The organism is Rhodococcus sp. Z13 (assembly GCF_025837095.1).
Classification (GTDB): Bacteria; Actinomycetota; Actinomycetes; order Mycobacteriales; family Mycobacteriaceae; genus Rhodococcus; species Rhodococcus sacchari.
The window spans coordinates 1,407,236-1,427,149 of sequence record NZ_CP107551.1; the positions used below are offsets into that span (position 1 = coordinate 1,407,236).

Below are 19,914 nucleotides of genomic sequence, written 5' to 3' on the forward strand. Positions count from 1 at the left end.
GTGGTACGGAAACCTAGCAGACGACGAAGCGCACTCCCGCGCCCGCTACTCCTCCTCGAGATGGGCGACGGCCTCGGCGACACGCTGGGTGTCGGCGAAGGTCCAACCCTCGGGTGAGGACACCGCGGCCCAGCCGTACGGGATGAGGTCCTCGTAGTTGTGGCCGTGCCCGACCGGGGGCGCCGTGCCGACCATGATGTCGGCAGCAACCTGCGCGAAGGTGACGATCGGATACCAGCGCATCGCCGGCGATCGGTCCGAGCCGGCCGGTTCGGCCAGCCAGTCCGGCCGCTCGAACAGCAGACTCGGGCCCCACCAGACCACCGGATCGGAGGCGTGCTGCAGATACAGCACCCGCGGATCCTCCCACGGACCGTCGATCGACTCCAGCTGATGGAGGCTCGACGCGAACCGCACCGCCATCCCGTCCTCGTAGACCGGCAGGACCTCGGGGGAACCGGCGTCACGGTTCGCGACGATGTTGCCCCACAGCTCGTTCGAGTTGGGCGGTCCGACGAACAGGGCGCCGTCGATGTCGTTGCGCAGGTCGGCGAGATCGTCGAAGGCGGCTTCGGCGGACTGCGAGCCGAGGCTCTCGCCGTAGACCAGCAGCTTCGGGCGCTGGTCCTCGGGAAGCTGCAGCCACCGCTCGTGGACACCGTTGATGAGCGCATCACCCGCGGCCTTCGCGGCCGCACCGTCGACGAGGAAGGAGATCCAGCTGGGGAGGAAGGAGTACTGGATCGCAGCGATCGCCGTGTTGCCGTTGTAGATCATCTCGATCGAATCGGCGGCCACAGGATTGATCCACCCGGTGCCCGTGGTGCCGGAGACCACCAGCACCTCGCGCTCCCACGCCTTCGTGCGGTCGAGTTCGTCGAGGATCAGCTGCACCTGTTCCTCGGTGGTGCCGTCGGCCTCCAGCCCCGCATACACCCGGATGGGTTCGCGCGCCGGTTCGCCGTTGAAGGCGGTCAGCTCCTCGGCATCCATACCGCCGGCGACGAACGTGCGTCCCTGTCGGCCGAGACTCTCCCAGGACGACGCCGACGCCGCGCTGCCCGACCGCTCCGGCACGGCCGGCTGTTCCACCCCGGGATCGGTGCTGTTGTTGTCCCCGGAGAACACGATGCGCGCAGCAGTGGAACTGCTCGCGAGGAGCACCTGGTCGACGAAGAGGAACACCGCGACCGCGATGATCACCGGGGCCAGCACACCGGCGGCCGCGACGGGCACGTGCAGCCGGGTCGCGAGGAACCGCGCGAACCGGCGCCCCATCCACCGCAGTCCTCGCGCGATGTAGAGGACGAGGGCGAAGATCGCGATGCTCACCAGTCCTGTCCGCAGGTAGGCGAAACCCGTGGTGTCCTCGATCCCCATGAGGGCGCGGATCTCGTTCTGCCAGTCCGCGGCGAACAGCAGGCTCACGATCACAGTCCCGAGCGCCAAGACGGCGACCACCACCTGGGCGATGAAACGGACGGTGTGGCGGCGCCGCCACCACGTCAGGTGCGGGGCGATCCACCGGCGCGCGGGGAAGGCGAGCAGCACACCGATCCCGTAGCCGACGATGCTCGTCACCCCGCTGACGAGCCCCTGGAAGTACCACTCGCGGGGGATGAGGGAGGGGCTCAGGCTCCACGCGAAGAAGAACAGGGCGACGACGAGGCCGACGAAGTCGAGACCGAAGACGGAGAGGTGGCGAGGGCCGTCTTCGACGGATTCGTCAGAAGAAGTGGGGACGTTCACGGCGCGACAGTATCTGTTACGGAACACAAGCGCGCGTGCGCGCGTGCAATCATGCCTTCGGCTACATCCGATCGGTGTCAGCCGCGATCGAGACCATGTGCTCCCGAGTCTTCCGCACCGCCCGGAGCGCGGCCGAGAAATCGTCGCTTATCACCTTCAGCACGTCTGCTGTGACCGTATCCGAGAGAGTGCCGAGTTCGGGGTCGATCATCTGGATACCGGAGGGATCGAGTGCTGCGAACTGGGGATTGCAAACTCGACGAGCATCTCGGCCGACTCGAGCGCGTCGGCCGTGACTCGTATGTTTGCAGAGAGCGTGTTGATATCACCAGGGGAAGGGATGGGGACAGGATGCATTTCCGACATACGTGATTCCTGGACCGCATGGTCTGCGAGCCCGGAGAGGCACGCGAACCAGGCAGTGGATGTAACGTGCCCAGGTGGTTGAGGTATCAATAAGGTGTGAAAGCTGACATACCGGTTACGACGGGGGCGGTTTCGTTTCGAGGGGACTGTGCACGATGGGGACGCGCCGTTGAAGACACCGGTATCGAACGCTCAGATATTGCGTGAGCTTGCAGACGACCAGCGGTGCGCTCGACGCGCCGACGATCTCAGAGATCTGGCGGATTGTCTTGAAAAGGGCGAGACTGACAGCTGGGCCGGCATCGACCTCCTCTCGGCTTTCCCCCCGTCGGCGACCATTTCGAACTCTCGATCCGCGGGTCCTCTCGAGCTGCTCGTCGGCACTTTCGCTGCACTTTCGGTGTTCGCTCCAGTCGCCTGGACCTGGTACAGCCTTCACCAGGCTTCCCGGGCGTATTCGGAGATGATCGGCAGCGGCATCGAACCGACCGACACATTTCTGGGTCTGTGGATTTCAGGATTCGAAGGATATCTCGGGGGTATACACACCCTCGTGCCGATGGCGGTAACGTCGGTTATCTTGATCATCCTTGCAGCGTTGTTGATGATCGGACACCGCTTTGCCGCCGCGGCCGAGGAGCGTCGTGCCGACAAGTCGGACGCCGAAATCGAAGCCCGACTGGTCAGCGCACTGTGCGGAGCGCAGCGAGAGATCGGCAGCCTGAACGCCGCCGACCCGACCGCAATCGAGGCGATCGTTCGGCGGTCGATCAAGCAGCTTTCGGAAGCGTAGGATGCCACTCGAGAAGGGATCGATCGGCTCAATGGAACTGTTTCCGGTTTGGAGACCGCTGCCACTACGTTGACCGAGGCGGCCAACGCGGCGAAGTCCTCAACCGAGGTGGTCGAGTTGGCCTCCGTCTCCTTGACCGAGGCATCCGACGAGAGTCAGCGCCGCATCGCGTCGACCCTGAGCGCATTCAGTGACAGTATGAGTGACCAGGTATCCAAGACGCAGAAGGACACCGTGGCGGCGATCTCCAGGTCCAGTGATGCAGTCAGATCGACCATCGATGATCTTGTCAACGGGGTTCGGCGTTTCGAAGCCGCGCAGAGCGCGGTGGCGTCCAGCTTGGATGCAATGGACACACGAAGCGCTGCCAATGCCCAGGACATGGTGGTGGCAGTGCAACATCTCCAGGACGCCGTACGCAGAATCGAGAAATCTCTCGTTCGTCACGAAAGCGCTATGCAGGCCCAAGCTTCCGACCCGAGTTGGCTCATGTTTTCGGGATGATCGACAGCTCACGTCTGTGACCTGCTGGTTTTCGTCGGGATCGGCCTGATTTCACGCACTAACGGCGCTGGTTCTAGGCTCGGCAAGTGGTGTTTGTCAGGAAGGTGCGCACCAAGTCCGGGGCCACGGCCGTGCAGATCGCCCGCTATGTGGGCGGTCGGCAGGAGATCGTCAAGCACATCGGTTCCGCGCATACCGACGTCGAACTCGGCATGCTGCTCGAGCGCGCCCGGGCCTGGCTCGAACCCGACCAGCAAGTCCTCGACCTCGGCGTCACCCGGCAGGTCCCGGTCGAAAAGCCCCTGGCCGGCGGGCAGAGCACCCTGTTCGAGCCCACACCCGGACCCGTGCAGGTGGATACGCCGGGACGGACGGAATCGACCGGGTCGGTGCTGCTGCGCCAGGTCTTGGTCGACGTCTACGACCAGCTTGGGTTCGGCATCCTCGGCGACACGGTGTTCCGGGACCTGGTGATCGCCCGGATCGTCGAACCCGGCTCGAAACTCGACGCCGGCCGGGTCCTACAGGACCTCGGGACGGATCCACCGAGCTACGCGACGATCAAACGCCACCTGAAGCAGATCGTCGACCGTGAGTATCGAGGCAAGATCGCCGAGCAATGCTTCGCCCATGCCGCCGAATCCGGCGGTCTGAGCCTGTTGTTGTACGACGTGACGACCTTGTACTTCGAGGCCGAAAAGGAAGATGACCTGCGCAAAGTCGGGTACTCGAAGGAACGCCGGGTCGACCCGCAGATCGTCGTCGGGCTGCTGGTGGACCGCACCGGTTTCCCGCTCGAGATCGGCTGCTACGAAGGCAACTCCGCCGAAACCCGCACCATCGTCCCGATCGTGCGGCAGTTCCAGGCCGCCATGACCTCGACGGGGTCGAGATGGTCGTCGCCGCGGACGCCGGAATGCTGTCCGCGTCCAATCTCGCAGCGCTGGACGAGGCGGGGCTGAAGTTCATCGTCGGCTCCCGCGCCACGAAAGCGCCTGGTGATCTCGCCTCCCACTTTCATTGGAACGGCAATGTTTTCACCGATGGGCAGATCATCGACACGATCACGCCACGGCACGGCCGCTCCGTGGTCAACAACCGCCGGCGACGAGCCGAGCCCGTCTGGAACGAGACGGACCATCCGAATGCGTGGCGGGCGATCTGGCAGTACTCCCGCAGCCGCGCCGCCCGGGACGAGAAAACACTCAACGCACAAGAAGCCCGCGCCCGGGCCGTGGTCGACGGGGACACCGCACCGAAGTCGACGCGATTCGTGAAGACGACTGCGAAAGGCCGGCGGCTGGACACTGCCTCGCTCGAACGCGCCAGGATGCTCGTCGGCCTGAAAGGCTATGTCACCAACCTTCCTGTCTCCCTGATGGATCCGAGCGAAATCATCGGTAAATATCACGAGTTGTGGCATGTCGAGCAGTCGTTCCGGATGTCGAAGACCGATCTGCGGGCCCGGCCGATCTTCCACCGCACCCGCGATGCGATCGAGGCGCACCTGACGGTGGTGTTCGCGGCATTGGCGGTCTCCCGGGTGGTGCAGGAACGCAGCGATCTCGCGATCGGCAAGGTCGTCAAGCTGTTGCGGCCGCTGCGGTCGGCGACCATCGCGATCAACGGCACCCGACACACGTTCCCGCCGCAGGTCGAGGCCGATATGCAGGTGCTGCTCGATCGGATTTCAGGTACCGAAATCACGCACTAACGAAATGAGCCAACTCGGGTCGGGTTCGGTTGTGACGAGAGTTGATTCCGATCGCTACAAGTTCGCACTCTTGGCATACCGGATGCTGGTCGCGAAGAGCTTGGACGCAACGATCGATGACGATTTCGAAGTCCCGCTGATGGAGGGATCGGATCGTGAGCAACTGTGCAACTTGTGGATGCGCTCGCGAGGACCGGCTGGAACGCGCCCGCAGATCTCCGAGTGGCTGAACGTTCTCGAGTCCGTTCGAGTCTGATTCACCGACCTGCCACTGAAGGCCTCCTGGTAATGGTGTCGAACTCTGTGGTCGACGGCTCTGGCGCTGCATCCTCCTGTATATGCAGCGCCAGAACTCGGGTTGGAAAGTGAGATTACTTGCTTCCGGGGGTCCAGCGCAGTCCCCAGTTGTAGGCTCGGTCCAAGTCCTCCTGATCTCCACGGATGTAGCGGACTTCTCGCCGAACTTGAATCTCACCGCCCATGTTCTCGAGTAGAGCGATCGCGCACATGGGCGCTCGATTGTCGCCGGAGTCCAACCGGACTTCGATCTCGGGTCCGGTTGTGCGGTAGAGCGTAACTACCCCGTCGGCTGCTGCCCAGTTAGGCACACCCTCGTAGATGTACGCGAATATGAGGACGCGCTTGAAGTTCTCCGGATTCGTCAGATTGATGAAGAGATTCTCGCCGCTTTCGATTGCTCCTGTCCGATCATCACCGTCCAGAGCGATGTACGGGGCGCGGTGCTGATTCCCGAAAGCTTCGCCGAGAGCCTGGATCACACCTTTCCGTCCGTTCGACAACTCGTACAGGCAGCCGAGATCGAGATCGATGCCATTGCTGCTCCCCATGAGGCGGCCCAGAAAGCCTTTGGGGGAGCTTTGCGAACTCCAGTTCAGATTGACCCGCATGATGCCCTGTTTTTCGCCGGCTTTCACAAGGCTTACAGAGTGGGTGTTCTGGTCGAGGGTGATCTTGGAGAGATTCACCGGTGGGGTCGACGGTACCGAAGGGGCTGCAGGTGTTGCGGCCGGACTGGGCGAGGCGACCGGCTTCGGGGTGGGAGTAGGTGGGGGAGTCGGTGCAGGAGGTGCCGGTCGGGTGACGTCGACCCCGAAGTTCGTCGCGAGTGCAGACAGTCCTGCGCTCCATCCTTGCGAAACGTTCCGGATCTTCCACGTTCCGTTTCGGCGGTAGACCTCCAGCAGAATTGCAGCGCGTTCGGACTGCAGGCCCTGTGCGGGTGCCTCCACGACGAGACCGGTCGGCTGTTCGAGGGTCACTCCGAGGCCGGGAACGGCTGCGAGTGTTCCGCTCACGCTGTCGTCCAACGCGACGGTGATCGCCAGGGTGTGGATGTCGGCCGGCACTCTCGTCAAGTCCAGCGCGATGCGATCGGCACCGATCATCCGGACAGCGCCTTCCGGAGACTTCGGCTGATTGTAGAAGACGAAATCGTCGTCGTTCCGTACACGCTGGTTCGGTGTGAGCTGGAAGGCCATCAAATCGACCGTTCCTTGACGGGCGCCGGTGACCGACAGGGTGGCGGTGCCGTCGTGGATGACCGTGTTGGCTCCGGGCTGCAGTGCGGGCATGGTGTTTCCGGCCTGACGGCCGACTCCTTTCAGCAGATATGGGTGTGGGCAGCCGGACGTCGCCGACTGCCCACACGTCGGGTCCTGTCAGGCGTTGACCGAGACGGTCTCTGCCTGCGGATCCTCGTCCGCGTCTGTTCCCACATCAGGATTGTTCTTGTTCCGGATGATGCTGGTGATCAGGGCCGCCAGAATCAGGAACACGCCGGTCAGACCCGAGACGAGCTCGCTGACGTGGTGGCCGATCGAGTAGAACAGGATGAACGCGAGTGCGCCGATCGCCCAGTGAGCGCCGTGCTCGAGGTACACGTACTCGGCGAGAGTGCCCTTGCGGACGAGATAGACGGTGATCGAGCGAACGAACATCGCGCCGATGAATCCGAGGCCGAGGGCGATGATGACGGGGTCCGAGGTGACCGCGAAGGCGCCGATCACGCCGTCGAACGAGAAGGACGCGTCGAGAACCTCGAGGTAGAGGAACAGGAAGAAGCCTGCCTTGCCTGCTGCCTTCGCGAGTTCGGACGGACCGCCGGACGTGCCCTCTTCCTCGTCGACGTTGAACAGCTCACCGAGCCCGTTGACGAGGATGTAGGTGATCATGCCGAGTACGCCCGCGATCATCACCGTCAAGGACTTGCCCTCGGGCGCGATGAAGGTTGCGGTGAGCACGAGGATAGCGCTGGCAACCACCACCGAGAGCTGGTCGAGTTTGCCGATCCGCTCCAGCGGACGCTCGAGCCAGGACAGCCAGGTGATCTCCTTCTCCTCGAAGATGAAGTCGAGGAACAGCATCAGGAGGAACATGCCGCCGAATGCTGCGATCTGCGGATGCGCGTCCGTGATCAGGGTTTCGTAGCTCGCTCGCCCGTCGGGGAAGTATGCGGCGCCGTCGGCCGGCGGATTCAAGGCCAGGTCGAGTGCTGCCACGGGTCCGAGCCCCGACGCGGCCCACACGATGATCAGCGGGAACACGAGGCGCATGCCGAAGACGGCGATGAGGACACCGATGGTGAGGAAGATCTTCTGCCAGAACTCGTTCATCCGCTGCAACACGGTCGCGTTGATGACCGCGTTGTCGAACGACAACGACACTTCCAGGACACCGAGGATGGCGGCGAGGAGGAGGGCCTGGGGACCGCCGTAGAGGAAGGCGACGACCAGGGCTACAACTGTTACGGCAAACGATGCGCCGAATATGCGCATAACCACGGACGTGGCCTTTCTCTATACGGGTGGAACGATCGGTGGGATGCCCATCGTGGCGAGCATCCCACCGAGGATGTCCTGGAGGAAACGAGGATCAGGCGACGTTGACGCCGTAGTCCAGCGCGATACCGCGCAGGCCGGACGCGTATCCCTGGCCGACGGCGCGGAACTTCCACTCGTTGTTGTAGCGGTACACCTCGCCGAAGATCATGGCCGTCTCCGTGGAGGCGTCCTCGGTGAGGTCGTAGCGAGCCAGCTCAAGGCCGGTGACACGGTCGACGATCCGGATGTACGCATTGCGAACGTGGCCGAAGGACTGTCCGCGGACATCGGCGTCGTAGATCGACACCGCGAAGAAGATGTTCGTGGCCTCCGGCGGCAGAGCGGCGAGGTCGACGTGGATCGACTCGTCGTCGCCGTCGCCATCACCGGTGAGGTTGTCGCCGGTGTGCTCGACCGTGCCGTCGGGGGAGGAGAGGTTGCCGTAGAAGACGAAGTGCTTGTCGGAAAGGACCTTGAGGTTCTGCCCGGTGATCAGCGCGGACGCATCGAGGTCGTAGGGAGCACCGGTGGTGGTGCGCTCGTCCCAGCCGAGACCGACCGTGATGGCGGTGAGATTGTCCGTGGCCTTGGACAGGGAGACGTTTCCGCCTTTTGCGAGTGAGACGCTCATACGAATCCTTTCGAAAAGCTGCACAGAAGGAGGTGCAGGGTGCTGCTCCTGAGTGCGTTACTGGGTTCCTACCGGCCAAGGGGTCGGTACGTATGCGGGACGAATCAGGGGCGAACGCCCGTGATCCGTGGAGCGCGCCAGAGTCGTTCTCTGGACGCGTGTTGATGACCAATCAACCACGTCGTACGGGCGGAACTCCTTCTACTGCTGCAACTTCCGGAGACGGCGTGCGCAGGGATCGCCGCGTCGCGTCGTCATCTCCAGCCCCCGACAGACTGACGTGCGAAAACATAGCAGGTCCGACTTGTTGCCGGAAGCAAAGGTCCACCCGAGTGTCGTGGAATTTCGGTCACCGGTGCATTTCGGCGCCAGCGTTCCAAGATCGAAGACTTGAACGTAACGATTCACAGGTGGGAAAAGATGTAGGGCATGTCGTGGAAAGGAGCGTTACGGGAGGTCGACGCCCGATCGGTATACCCGCGAGGGTGTTGTCGTATCCACTATCTATTGTGGTCAGCGATTGCTTCGTGCCGGAAACGGAGCGTCGTCGCAGGAGCGGGGTGGTTGTGGATTCGAGGGAGAACGATCCTGAACTGAAGGATCGCGTCCAACGTCTGTTGACCTTCTTGTCCGAACTCGTCAAAGCTCGTAGTGCGCCGGTCCGGCTTCTGGAGAAGCACAGAGGCACGTTCTCGCTCGACGAGGGGAATGTTGCTATCGGCCTGCGTACGGACGCAGCAGCCGGTGACATCGTGCTCAAGGCGCGACGGGTCCACCTCGAAGAGCCTCCGCTGCCCCCCGAGCGGATTGCGTCGTGGGTGCGTGGCGACATCGGCGACTCGAACGCAGAGCCCACCCTCGCTCCGGATGCTCCGGCGCCCGGTGACTTCGACGCATGGCTGCAGCAATGGCGTGCCTGGGCCGCCGTCGATCGGGAACGGCGCCCGGCCTGGCGCCTCTACACGTTCCTTCAGCGAGCGATGCTGGACCTGGAAGCCCAGCCGGAGTCGCTCGAGCTGGTGGTCGCCTCGGGTTTGCTCCAGATGTCCGCGGACGTCGCCGGCGAGCCGGTTCGGACGCACCTCATCACTCAGTCTGCGCTGGTCGAGCGGGACGCTGCATCCGGCGACCTGCTGGTTCGCCTCGATCCGGAAGCCGGTCCCGCACTCGAGGACACACAGCTGCTCACCGGGCTCACGGTGTTCGATCCGTCCGGTACCCGTACCCTGCACGAATCCCTCGCAGCCAGGGTGAGCTCGCCGGTGGATCCGGCGGCCAAGGTCTTCCTCAAAGATTGGGCGGATCGAGCTCTCACCACCGGCCTCGAGGTCGTCGAGCACGTGGAGGAGGCGCAGTCCACGGATCGCGTTCTTACGCCGGCTCCGGCGTTGGTGCTGCGCAAGCGTGGTGCGTATGCGCTGATCGAGTACTACGACCGCATGACCGCTGCTGCCACGGACGACACGACCCCGGTGCCTCTGGGGCTTGCGCAGCTGGTGGAGGCGATCGAACCCAAGGACCGTGTCGCCTGGCTCGATCGCACCGGATCGTCGTCGGCGTTGCTGGCCGAGGATCCTCTCTTCCCGCTGCCCGCAAACCAGGAACAGCGCGACATCATCGATCGTCTCGCCGGCGACAGTGGCGTCGTGGTGGAGGGGCCGCCCGGCACGGGCAAGACCCACACCATCGCCAACCTCGTGTCGGCGCTGCTCGCCCGCGGCCAGCGGGTGTTGGTCACCAGCGAGAAGGCGCAGGCGCTGCGAGTGCTCCGCGACAAGCTGCCCGCTGAGCTCCAGGAACTGTGTGTCTCGGTGACCGACGTAGCCAAGGGCGGCTCCGCCGAGCTCAATCGCAGTGTCAGTGAGATCGCCACGCGGAAGGCCCAGTTCGACCCGCGGCGGACCACCGACCGGATCGCTGACGTCGCACGGCAGAGGGATGCCGCGCTGAGCCGCCGCGCGACTCTGACGGAGCGGCTCCGTCAGTTCCGCGTAGCCGAGACCGCGACGCACACGATCGCTCCGGGCTACGCGGGGACCCCGGCGGAGATCGTCCGGAAGGTCGCGGCACAGCGGGCCAACCACGACTGGTTGCGTGGACCCCTCCATACCGAGGAGCCACCGCTCACCCACGAGGAGTTCCGGACCCTTCTCGCCCTCACGGAGCGATCCCGTCCGGGGCGCGCCACCCGGCGGCAACAGCACTTCCCGGACTTGGGGCTGCCCGAACTCTCCGAACTCGAGCAGGCGTGCGCAGCCGTCCACAATGCCCCCCGGCCGGACGGTGTGTCCTCTGCGGGTCTCCTGCGGATGCTGGACGGCGCCACCCCACAGACCCTCGAGTGGATCCGTGAGCGGTGCGACGACCTGCACCGTGCCCTGATCGACGTCGACCGGCTCGACCCCGCCTATCGGAGCCTTGGGGACGCGGTCCTTTCCGGCCGTATCGACTACCTCTGGGACAAGACCGTCCACATACGTGAACTGGTCACCACTGCATACAACGCGGACATGTTCCTGGGTACTACGACGGTCGTGGAGCCCCCCGTCGTCGGCCGGGCGGCTCTGCACGCATACGACGCTCTCGCCAGGGCGCTCGAAAACGGCGAGGTCTGGCGCAGCGGACTCGGCAGGTTCCGCCGGAGCAACGAGCAGACGGCGGTCGAAGCATTGGGGCCCGTCGCCACTGTCGACGGGGTGCCGGCAACCACGGCCCCGGTGGCCCGGGCCGTGGCCGAACATCTGCGCGCGCTCGATGCCATCCACTCCGTGTCAGCGATCCTCCGTGATCTCGGGGTGAACCTCGATACATCGGGATCGCGCAGCCAGATGATCGGCGAGGCGTCCCGAGCTGCTCAGGCACGCGACCTAGTGGAGAATCTGATCGCACGCGTCCGGGACGTGGAGCAGGCGCTCCAGCAGGTCAGCCCAGGTGCGCCGCGTATCGCAAGCCTGGACCAGGCCCGCTCGGTGGCTACGGCAGCACAGGCGCTTGCCATGGCCGGCCACGCGGAGGCCAATCGGTCCTGGCTGGCGGAGGTTGCCTCTCAGGTTCGTGCTCGGCTGACCCACGGGGTTCCTCCGGAAGGACTCGTCCTGGTTCGAGCTCTCGAATCGGCCGAGTTCAACCGGATCCGAGTGGCGGTCGATTCCTGGGGTGCAGCTGTCCGGGAAACCCAGGAAGAACTACATCTCGCCTCGCTGCAGACCCGGTTGACCGACGCGGCTCCGGTATTGGCCCAGGAGATCGCCGAAACGCCCAGTTCGGCAGAGTGGTCCGTCCGTCTGGACTACATCGATCAGGCATGGGCATGGCGGCGCGCCTACGACTGGGTGCAGGCGGCGGGGCACTCCGACGAGCAGAATCTCGATCGCGAACTCGACGGGGTCGAGAAGGACATCGCTCGGCTCACTGCGCAGCTGGCCGCTGAGAGGGCATGGCACGCCTGCCTCGAACGAACCACTGCCGAACAGGTTCAGGCGCTCCAGACCTATCGAGACCATGTCGCCAGCATCGGCAAGGGGACCGGCAAGTATGCCGAGCGCTTCCGTGCCGGCGCCCGTGAAGCGATGCAGGTGGCCCAGGAAGCCGTCCCGGCCTGGGTGATGCCGTTGCAGCAGGTGCTCTCGTCGATCCCACCGAAGCAGAACTCGTTCGACGTCGTCATCGTCGACGAGGCAAGCCAGGCGGACATCAGCAGCCTGTTCCTGCTCTGGCTCGCCCCGCGGGTGATCGTGGTGGGCGACGACAAGCAGTGTGCGCCGAGCGATGTGTCGTCGGGCGCTCTCGAGGGCGTGTTCACACGGCTCGATTCCTACCTGCCCGATATCCCGAAATACCTGCGCGACAGCTTCACACCGCGCTCTAGCGTATTCTCGCTGCTCCGCTCGAGGTTCGGCAGTGTCATTCGTCTGCGTGAGCACTTTCGGTGCATGCCCGAGATCATCAACTGGTCCAGCGGGCAGTTCTACTCCGATGCGCCCTTGGTTCCCGTACGCCAGTTCGGCGCCGACCGTCTCCCGCCGCTGCGGACCACCTACGTTGAAGGCGGTGTGGTCACAGGCCGGAATGCCACCCTGGTGAACCGCGTCGAAGCCCGCGCGATCGCCGACACCATCCAGCGGTGCCTGTCCGACAAGGACTACGACGGGAAAACCTTCGGCGTTGTAGTGCTGCAAGGGCAGTCGCAAGTCGACGTCATCACGAACGAGCTGCTCGACCGGTTGACTCCCGATCAGTGGGAGGAGCGTCGGCTTCGTGTCGGGACCCCACCGGACTTCCAGGGGGACGAGCGCCATGTGGTGTTCCTGTCCATGGTCGTGGCACCGGAGCAGAACATCTCGGCGATGACGAAGACCGAGTACCAACGCCGCTTCAATGTTGCGGCGTCGCGAGCCCAGGACCAGATGTGGTTGTTCCACTCGCGCACCGCCGACTCGCTGAGGTCAACCGATCTGCGGCACTCACTGCTCACCTACATGCAGTCCACTTCGCCTGCACCAGCAGACCCCATGCCGGAAGGCGTGCAGCGCGACGAGCGTCACGAGGCGTTCGACAGCCTCTTCGAACAGCGGGTGTTCCTCGATATCAAGGCACGCGGCTACCACGTGAACCCGCAGGTCGAAGCCAACGGGCGACGTATCGATCTGGTGATCACCGGAGCGTCCGGCAAGCTGGCCGTGGAGTGCGACGGAGACCACTGGCATTCCAGCCCGGAGCAACAACGAGCCGACCTCGAGCGGGAACGTGAACTGCAGCGTTGCGGCTGGAAGTTCTGGCGCATCCGCGAGTCCGAGTACTACCTCGACCCGGTCGGCTCGATGCAGGGACTGTGGGAGGAGCTGGACCAGCGCGGTATCAAACCGCATGTCGTCGGAGTTTCCGATGTCGTAGCCGCTCCCGCTGAGAGTTGGGAGCCTGTCGACCTTATCGACGACGACTCTCCGGTGGAGGATGTCGTCGACTCCACCGAGATTCCGATCGTCCAGCCGGAACCAGCCGTAGCCGAGGTGCCGCCGGTCTCGCACCCGATTCCTGACCCGGTCGAGGAAACTGACACCGCAGACGATGCGCCGGTTGTGCCCGATCCGCAGCCGGCGGTCCTGCCCGGCGCAGCGGCCACGCTGCCGTCCACGGAAGCATCGGTGAAACAGGAGGGGACCGGAGACAAACATGCCCTTACACTCCAAGATTCGATCGTCCAGGAACTGCGGGTCGAGGCACTTCCGGTTCGGATCCTTTCGGGGCGTCTGGGCGAGCACTGGCGAACGATTCAATCCGAGCTCGATCGCCTTCGGATCGACGGTCTTGTCGAGGAGATCACCGATTACGGCAAGCTGACCCATTACCGGCTTCTCGGCGAAGCGTTCCCGGAGGAAGCCGTCGAGGTATCGGAGGATCTCCGATCCGCCGGTGATGTCGGCTGGTCGCCTGTACAAGAGCCGGAGGTGGCCGGTGGATGGCAGGTCATGCCTCTGGAAGCCGTGGAGACGCTTCCTCCGAGCCTGGGGTCGCGCATCATCGAGCGTCTCACGTCCGGGCCGGTTTCCCTCGCGGACCTCGAATACAGGCTGAACGAGCCACGGGATCGCATCGAAGCGGTGATGGGGGAGCTCATCGCTCAGGGCCGGGCCAAGTGGATGCCCGAACGAGGACCTCGCGTGTACGGGCTGGCGGACGAGGGTTCTTCTCCGGCTGAACCCGGCGTACTCGCGCAGCCATCGGCGCGTGACACGATCACTGTCGCAGACCTCCCGCCGGCTCACGCTGACTCCGTCACCGAAGTCCTTCTGGCGGCTGCCGGCCGTGCGCCCTTGTCGCTGGAACGAGCCAGAAAGCTGACCCGGATCGGCGATGAGCATCTCCTGGTCATCCTCACGAACCTGGAATCGGAGGGGCGATTGCTCAAGAGTTCCGGCGATGCGGGCATCACGTGGACAAGGGTGGGACGATGACTGCGATCGCTCTCGCCGGGCCGCCGTTGCGGGACTGGCAGCGGGAAGCATTCGAAGCCTGGGTGGCTGCGGATCGAAGTGCCGTCGTCGAAGCGGTGACCGGTACCGGAAAAACGACGCTGGGTATAGCTGCGGCCGCGGACGCGATTGCTCGCGATATGAACGTGCTGGTCGTGGTGCCGGGTATCGAATTGCTCGATCAGTGGTACCGGGCGATCCGGCGTGTCCTCCCCGACATCCCGATCGGGCGTAGGGGTGGTGGCTTCACCGATACCTTCCGGGGAAATAGGATTCTTGTCAGCACCGTGCAATCGGCGATCAGCCGGTCCGCGCCGAGGGCCGTCCGCTCGACACTGCTCGTCGCGGATGAGGTACACCGATACGGTGCGCTCACCTTCTCCCGTCTGCTGACGGATTCCTTTGTTGAAAGGATCGGCCTGACCGCCACATTCGAACGGTCGGACGACGGCGTCGAGCGGCACTTGCTGCCGTACTTCCGGACGGTGATCGACGGCTGCGACTACAAGCGTGGTCATGCCGACGGGATACTGGCGCCGGTGCGGGTCATGCTCGTCGCAGTGCCGTTCGATGAGATCGAAGCAGCCGAGTATCAGGAATACGACGAGGTTGCGCGGCAGCTCCGCGGCGACCTCATCGAGAAGTTCGGATGTGCCGGCGAGCCGTTCGGCGACTTCATGCGCGACGTCCAGTTGCTGAGCGGTGGGGAGAGCGCCGAGAGCGCAACGTGGGTTGCACGCAAGTACCTGTACGCCTTCTCGAAGCGCCGGGCTCTGCTGGCCGAATGCCGTGGGAAGCTCGAAGCGCTCCGAGACCTCGGATCAGTACTCAAGGAAAGCGGGCGGGCGCTAACTTTTTCGGAGACCAAGGACTCCTCGCGTGCCGCCGCCGAGGTACTTCTCCAGGAGGGAGTTCTCGCTGCACCGTTCACCAGTGATCTGAGCCGTTCGGATCGGGCGCGGCTTCTCACCGAGTTCAAGAACGGTCGGCTGACAACTCTAGTCGCTCCGAAAGTGCTCGATGAAGGCGTCGATGTCCCGGAGGCCGATGTAGGGATCATCCTGGCCAGCAGCAAGAGCCGCCGCCAGATGATTCAGCGCATGGGCAGAATCATCCGTCCGAAGAGCGACGGACGTCCGGCCTCGTTCCTCGTGATGTTCGCGGCGAACAGCTCGGAGGACCCGAGCAACGGTGCGCACGGTACTTTCCTCGATCAGCTCACCGGGATCGCATCGGAAGTCGTGACCGTCGGCCCGGACGAAGCACCGGATTTGCTGCGGAAGTGGATGCGGGCCGAATCGGATGCGGTCGACGAGACTTCTCCGCCGACCGAGCCGCCTCATGCGTCGGAATCGGGTACCGAGGCTGTACCCGTCGATGAGGTCGTAACTATTGCGCAACGGCTCATCGAGGACGATGCCCCAGAGGACGACTTCGGCTCAGGTAGCGAGAACGCCGAAATCGGCCGTGTCCTCCTTGCAGTGGGGGAGTACGGGACGGATGACGATTTCGATATCGTTCTCGCCTGCCTGTCGATTCTCGAGCCGCGTCAGGTATCCGTTTTGGTCATGCGATACGGGCTGGACGGTCAGCAGCCCAGGCGCCAGGCGAAGGTCGGTGCACGATTGGGAATCTCTGCACGGCAAGTGAACAGGATCGAACGAACGGCGATCGAGTATCTCGGTGACACTGTCGCAAGGGAACTTCTCTCGGACGTGATGGCACGGATGGAGAGCGCGTAGTGGCTCAGTGGTTCGAAGGGTTCGACGGGCAGTTCGTACTCGACGACGACTATGTCTGGATAGTCCGCCAAGGTATTCCCGCCACCCTTCTTCCAGGAAACCCGGGCAGCCCGCTCAGGGCATTACGCAGCGATGTCGTCGGAACAGAGTTCAGGCCGGCGACCGAGTCCGGATTGGGTTTCCTTCGTATCCGGCTGGCGCTCGGTTCGAAAACGGCAGCTGCCCTCGCAGGACAAGATGTCGTTCGCTTCTCAGCCGTGAGCAACGACCGCTTTTCGGCGCTCAACCTGCTGCTGGGCGGGAGTTCGGAACCGGCTACCGAGACAATGGCTGTGGGAGATCAGCTCCGTGCAGCCCTGGACGGCTTCGATGGAATTGCAACTCGGGCAGAGCTGGCAGAGGTTCTGGGTGCAGAGCCGGATGTCCTGCACGCACATGAAGGCGTCACCTGGAACTCGGTGGGGACGCTTTGGGTGGCTGCCGGCGGAACCGGTGATGAAACACCTGACGGACGCCTGGAACGGATCCGGGCACTTGATGCTCTGACTCGGCGCCTGCCGGCGAACTCAGGAATCAAGGCCCTGCAGAACGCTGTGAAGAGCACCTCGCTCGAGTATCTGGATGCTCAGCGGATCGGCACTTTGTGGGAAGCCGTCATGTCGGAAGCTTTGCCCGATGTAATTTCGGTTGCCGATCAGACTGATAGTCCACCAGCGTCCCAGCGAGAACTTACGGTGGCGGCCCCACCCAAGGGTAAGACTTCACGACGTCCGCGGACACGAGTCTGGAACAAGTGGGATCGTCAGGATTCGATGCGGAGGTCTCTACGCGATCCGAAACCGTACGTAGATGCTGATGCTCGCACCGATGCTGCGAATAATTCAATGGTGGCGGATACGGAAGCTGTACCCCAACGACAATCGACACGTCGGATCAATGCGCTGAGTGGGAAGAGGGTTCGGGTGTTTCTCGATTGCGAGGGGCATCGAGTCAAGGCTCTGTTCGACCCTGACACACAAGCAATGGAAGTGACGGTGGCGCCAATTCGCGTACTGCTCGGCGCGACCTATCCGGATCCGAATTCTGCTGCCAAGGCTGTGGTTTCCACATTCAGACTGGGTGACGACGGGCCATTCGACGGGTGGGAGTTATGGCGCGTTGACGATGCCAGTATGAAGTCCCTCGGAGAGTCTGTGAATAAGTCGTCCACCTAGAAGTGCTTCAATAGAGACTCTCTACCTCGGTATCGCCTTGTGACGGTCCGCGGTGGAACTGGTGAGCAGGAGGACTTGTGGCAGGCAGTTCTTGGGATGGAGACGGTTTCGATGCTCGTCTCCGTCGAGAGGCAATGAGATGGCTGTCAGTGCGCACGAATGATGGCCTGGAACCGATCAGTCGCCAGGACCTTCTCGACTTCTCGATCGATGGAAAAATGTTTCGGCTGATGGATCCGACCCGGGGAATCCGCAAGCCGAAGGAACTCTCGTCTGCCCTGTCCATCAGTACTACGTATAGGGCTCCCGGCGCGAAGCGTCCTTACGAGGATCAGGTGGGTCCTGACGGGCTCCTGCGTTATAAGTGGTCGGGATTCGACCCCGAGAACATGGACAATCGTGGGCTGCGTACTGCTATGAACGAGGGTGTCCCGCTGATCTGGTTCTATGGGGTTGGCCCTAGCCTCTTCCAGCCGATCTATCCAGTCTTCATTGTTGGAGAGGAGCCAGACGAGCACCAATTCGTCATCGCTACTGAAGTCGCACGTGACCTGCACCGCCCTGATTCGGAGGCCGAAGCGCAGATCCGCAGATATGTTCTTGCGGAAACGAAGCGGCGACTTCATCAGCCGGTATTTCGTGCGACCGTTATGCGGGCATATGAAACTCGCTGTGCAGTATGCGCGCTTGGGCACGGTGAACTCCTTGATGCAGCGCATATTGTTCCGGACTCGGAGGATAGAGGTATTGCATCGGTCACCAACGGTATTGCGTTGTGCAAGATTCACCACGCTGCATACGACGTGAAGATCCTCGGAATCACCCCCGACTTAGTTGTGGAGATCCGGAAGGATCTTCTGGATGAAATCGACGGGCCGATGCTTGAGCATGGTCTGAAAGAACGGCACGGGCAACGGTTGATGGTGGTTCCTGCCGCCCGTAACGAGCGTCCAGATCCGGATCTCCTGGCGCTCAGCTACGAGCGGTTGCGTTTCGCTGGGTGATAGGATTCCGAGTGCAATGCGAATTGCATTTACTTAGGAATATTGAATTTTTCGGAGTCTTGATCAGGGCTTCTCTATTGATTTCCAAAATCAGGGCCGGACTACGAGGTCTGAAAGTCGCTCAGCGAGGACTTTCCACTGGGGCTCTTCGGTGAGGTGGGACCATGAAACTCGAATAGCGCCGTGAATGGTGTCGTCGTCAAGATCCATCGCCGTCAATACATGGCTGGGTTCGTAGCTCTGCGACGTGCATGCTGAGCCATTCGACACTGCCACTACATCCTTGAGTGCAAGGATTGCAGCCTCTCCGTCCACTCCCGGGACGGAGAAGTTGAGGGTGCTTTCGAGACTGTTGGTGGGGGAGCCGTTGATCTGTACCTCGAGTGGGGCAAGGGCTTCGAGCAGGCCGGAGCGAAGCTCGGTGACCCGCGCAGACCGTGTGGCACGGTCCTTTAGAGCGGTGGACACTGCTGTTCCCAGCCCGGCGATCAGTGGAACCGGGAGAGTGCCCGGCCGGAGCCCTCGTTCCTGCCCGCCTCCAACCATCAGAGGTGTGAGGGGAACGCGTCGGTATCCGCGGCGGCGGACAATCAAGGCACCGATGCCTTTCGGCGCATACAACTTGTGACCCGAGATGCTGATCATGTCGATGCGCTTGTCCGACACGATGTTATCCACCTTGCCGAAGGCTTGTGCTGCATCAACATGGAAGTATGCCTCGTGGCTGTCCAGGGACTGTGCGATCTGGGCAATCGGTTGAATTGCTCCGGTCTCGTTGTTGGCGGCCATTACAGAGACCAGCGCTGTGTCGGGTCGTACGGCTTCCATGATCGCGTCGACCGACACCCGTCCGTCGCGCTCGGGCTTGACAAGAGTTGTTTCGAAGCCGCGTTGCGTCAGGCGCTCGACTGGTTCGAGGACGGCTTTGTGTTCGATCGCGGTCGTGACGATGTGCATTTTGCCCGATTTGCGGGCGTGGTCTTCGAGCCCAAGGATGGCGAGGTTGTCGCTTTCGGTGGCACCACTGGTGAAGATGACCTCTTCCGGTTTGGCATCGGCGCCGGCCGCGACCTCCTCACGTGCACGGTTGACGCGTTCCTTCGCTCGCTGACCGTAGGTGTGCGTACGGCTGCCGGCATTGCCGTACTCGTCGCGCATGAAGTGGATCACTTCGTCCAGTACTGCAGGGTCGACCGGGGTGGTGGCATTGCAGTCGAGGTAAACAGGCCCTGAGCTGGTCATATGGCTGAATTCTCCCGTGTCGGACGGTGCATCTATCGTTCCTCACTGTACGCGCAGAGGATCGTCGTGTTCGTATGACTCGGGGGTGTGTTCGGATGTGCATTTCCGTACAAGTGAAGGTAGGGTTCCGTGCAGCTGGAGAC

At 63.1% G+C, this 19,914-nt stretch carries 12 protein-coding genes and 2 pseudogenes; 7 read left to right on the top strand and 7 right to left on the bottom strand.

The window, feature by feature from the left end; genetic code table 11:
* Positions 1-45: 45 nt before the first annotated feature.
* Entirely contained in the window at positions 46-1,749 is a 1,704-nt protein-coding gene (locus OED52_RS06480; protein ID WP_264153848.1) for an alpha/beta hydrolase, read from the bottom strand.
* A gap of 61 nt (positions 1,750-1,810) precedes the next feature.
* Entirely contained in the window at positions 1,811-1,960 is a 150-nt protein-coding gene (locus OED52_RS06485; RefSeq protein WP_264153849.1) for a hypothetical protein, read from the bottom strand.
* Between the two features lie 324 nt (positions 1,961-2,284).
* Here OED52_RS06485 and OED52_RS06490 point away from each other — a divergent pair, with 324 nt between their 5' ends.
* The 3 genes and pseudogenes from OED52_RS06490 to OED52_RS06500 all read left to right on the top strand — a co-directional run bounded on the left by OED52_RS06490 (position 2,285) and on the right by OED52_RS06500 (position 5,126).
* Entirely contained in the window at positions 2,285-2,908 is a 624-nt protein-coding gene (locus tag OED52_RS06490) for a hypothetical protein (protein WP_264153850.1), read from the top strand.
* 48 nt (positions 2,909-2,956) lie between these two features.
* A complete protein-coding gene (locus OED52_RS06495; RefSeq protein WP_264153851.1) occupies positions 2,957-3,412 on the top strand; it encodes a hypothetical protein in 456 nt (151 codons plus the stop codon).
* Positions 3,413-3,498: 86 nt separating this feature from the next.
* A pseudogene (locus OED52_RS06500) lies at positions 3,499-5,126 on the top strand (IS1634 family transposase).
* A 371-nt stretch (positions 5,127-5,497) separates the two neighbouring features.
* Here OED52_RS06500 and OED52_RS06505 read toward each other — a convergent pair.
* The 4 genes and pseudogenes from OED52_RS06505 to OED52_RS06520 form a co-directional block, all read right to left on the bottom strand.
* On the bottom strand, positions 5,498-6,112 hold the full coding sequence (locus OED52_RS06505; protein WP_264154604.1) for a TerD family protein: 615 nt from the start codon (positions 6,110-6,112) through the stop codon (positions 5,498-5,500).
* A 138-nt stretch (positions 6,113-6,250) separates the two neighbouring features.
* A pseudogene (locus tag OED52_RS06510) lies at positions 6,251-6,718 on the bottom strand (TerD family protein); the annotation flags it as partial.
* 87 nt (positions 6,719-6,805) lie between these two features.
* On the bottom strand, positions 6,806-7,927 hold the full coding sequence (locus tag OED52_RS06515) for a DUF475 domain-containing protein (protein ID WP_264153852.1): 1,122 nt from the start codon (positions 7,925-7,927) through the stop codon (positions 6,806-6,808).
* A 91-nt stretch (positions 7,928-8,018) separates the two neighbouring features.
* Entirely contained in the window at positions 8,019-8,597 is a 579-nt protein-coding gene (locus tag OED52_RS06520) for a TerD family protein (protein ID WP_264153853.1), read from the bottom strand.
* 560 nt (positions 8,598-9,157) lie between these two features.
* Here OED52_RS06520 and OED52_RS06525 point away from each other — a divergent pair.
* The 4 genes from OED52_RS06525 to OED52_RS06540 all read left to right on the top strand — a co-directional run bounded on the left by OED52_RS06525 (position 9,158) and on the right by OED52_RS06540 (position 18,529).
* Positions 9,158-14,551, top strand: coding sequence for an AAA domain-containing protein (locus OED52_RS06525; RefSeq protein ID WP_264154605.1), 5,394 nt, complete (start codon positions 9,158-9,160; stop codon positions 14,549-14,551).
* Positions 14,548-16,311: a DEAD/DEAH box helicase family protein gene (locus OED52_RS06530; RefSeq protein ID WP_264153854.1), complete on the top strand. Its 1,764-nt coding sequence runs from the start codon at positions 14,548-14,550 to the stop codon at positions 16,309-16,311. Before OED52_RS06525 ends, OED52_RS06530 begins: the two co-directional genes overlap by 4 nt.
* Entirely contained in the window at positions 16,311-17,525 is a 1,215-nt protein-coding gene (locus OED52_RS06535) for a hypothetical protein (protein ID WP_264153855.1), read from the top strand. Before OED52_RS06530 ends, OED52_RS06535 begins: the two co-directional genes overlap by 1 nt.
* Before the next feature lie 149 nt (positions 17,526-17,674).
* Complete coding sequence (locus OED52_RS06540; RefSeq protein WP_264153856.1) at positions 17,675-18,529, top strand: HNH endonuclease; 855 nt, start codon at positions 17,675-17,677, stop codon at positions 18,527-18,529.
* A gap of 90 nt (positions 18,530-18,619) precedes the next feature.
* Here the strand turns inward: OED52_RS06540 and dndA are convergent, their stop codons facing one another.
* Positions 18,620-19,771, bottom strand: a complete 1,152-nt coding sequence (gene dndA / locus OED52_RS06545) for a cysteine desulfurase DndA (protein WP_264153857.1) — start codon at positions 19,769-19,771, stop codon at positions 18,620-18,622.
* Positions 19,772-19,914: the final 143 nt, after the last annotated feature.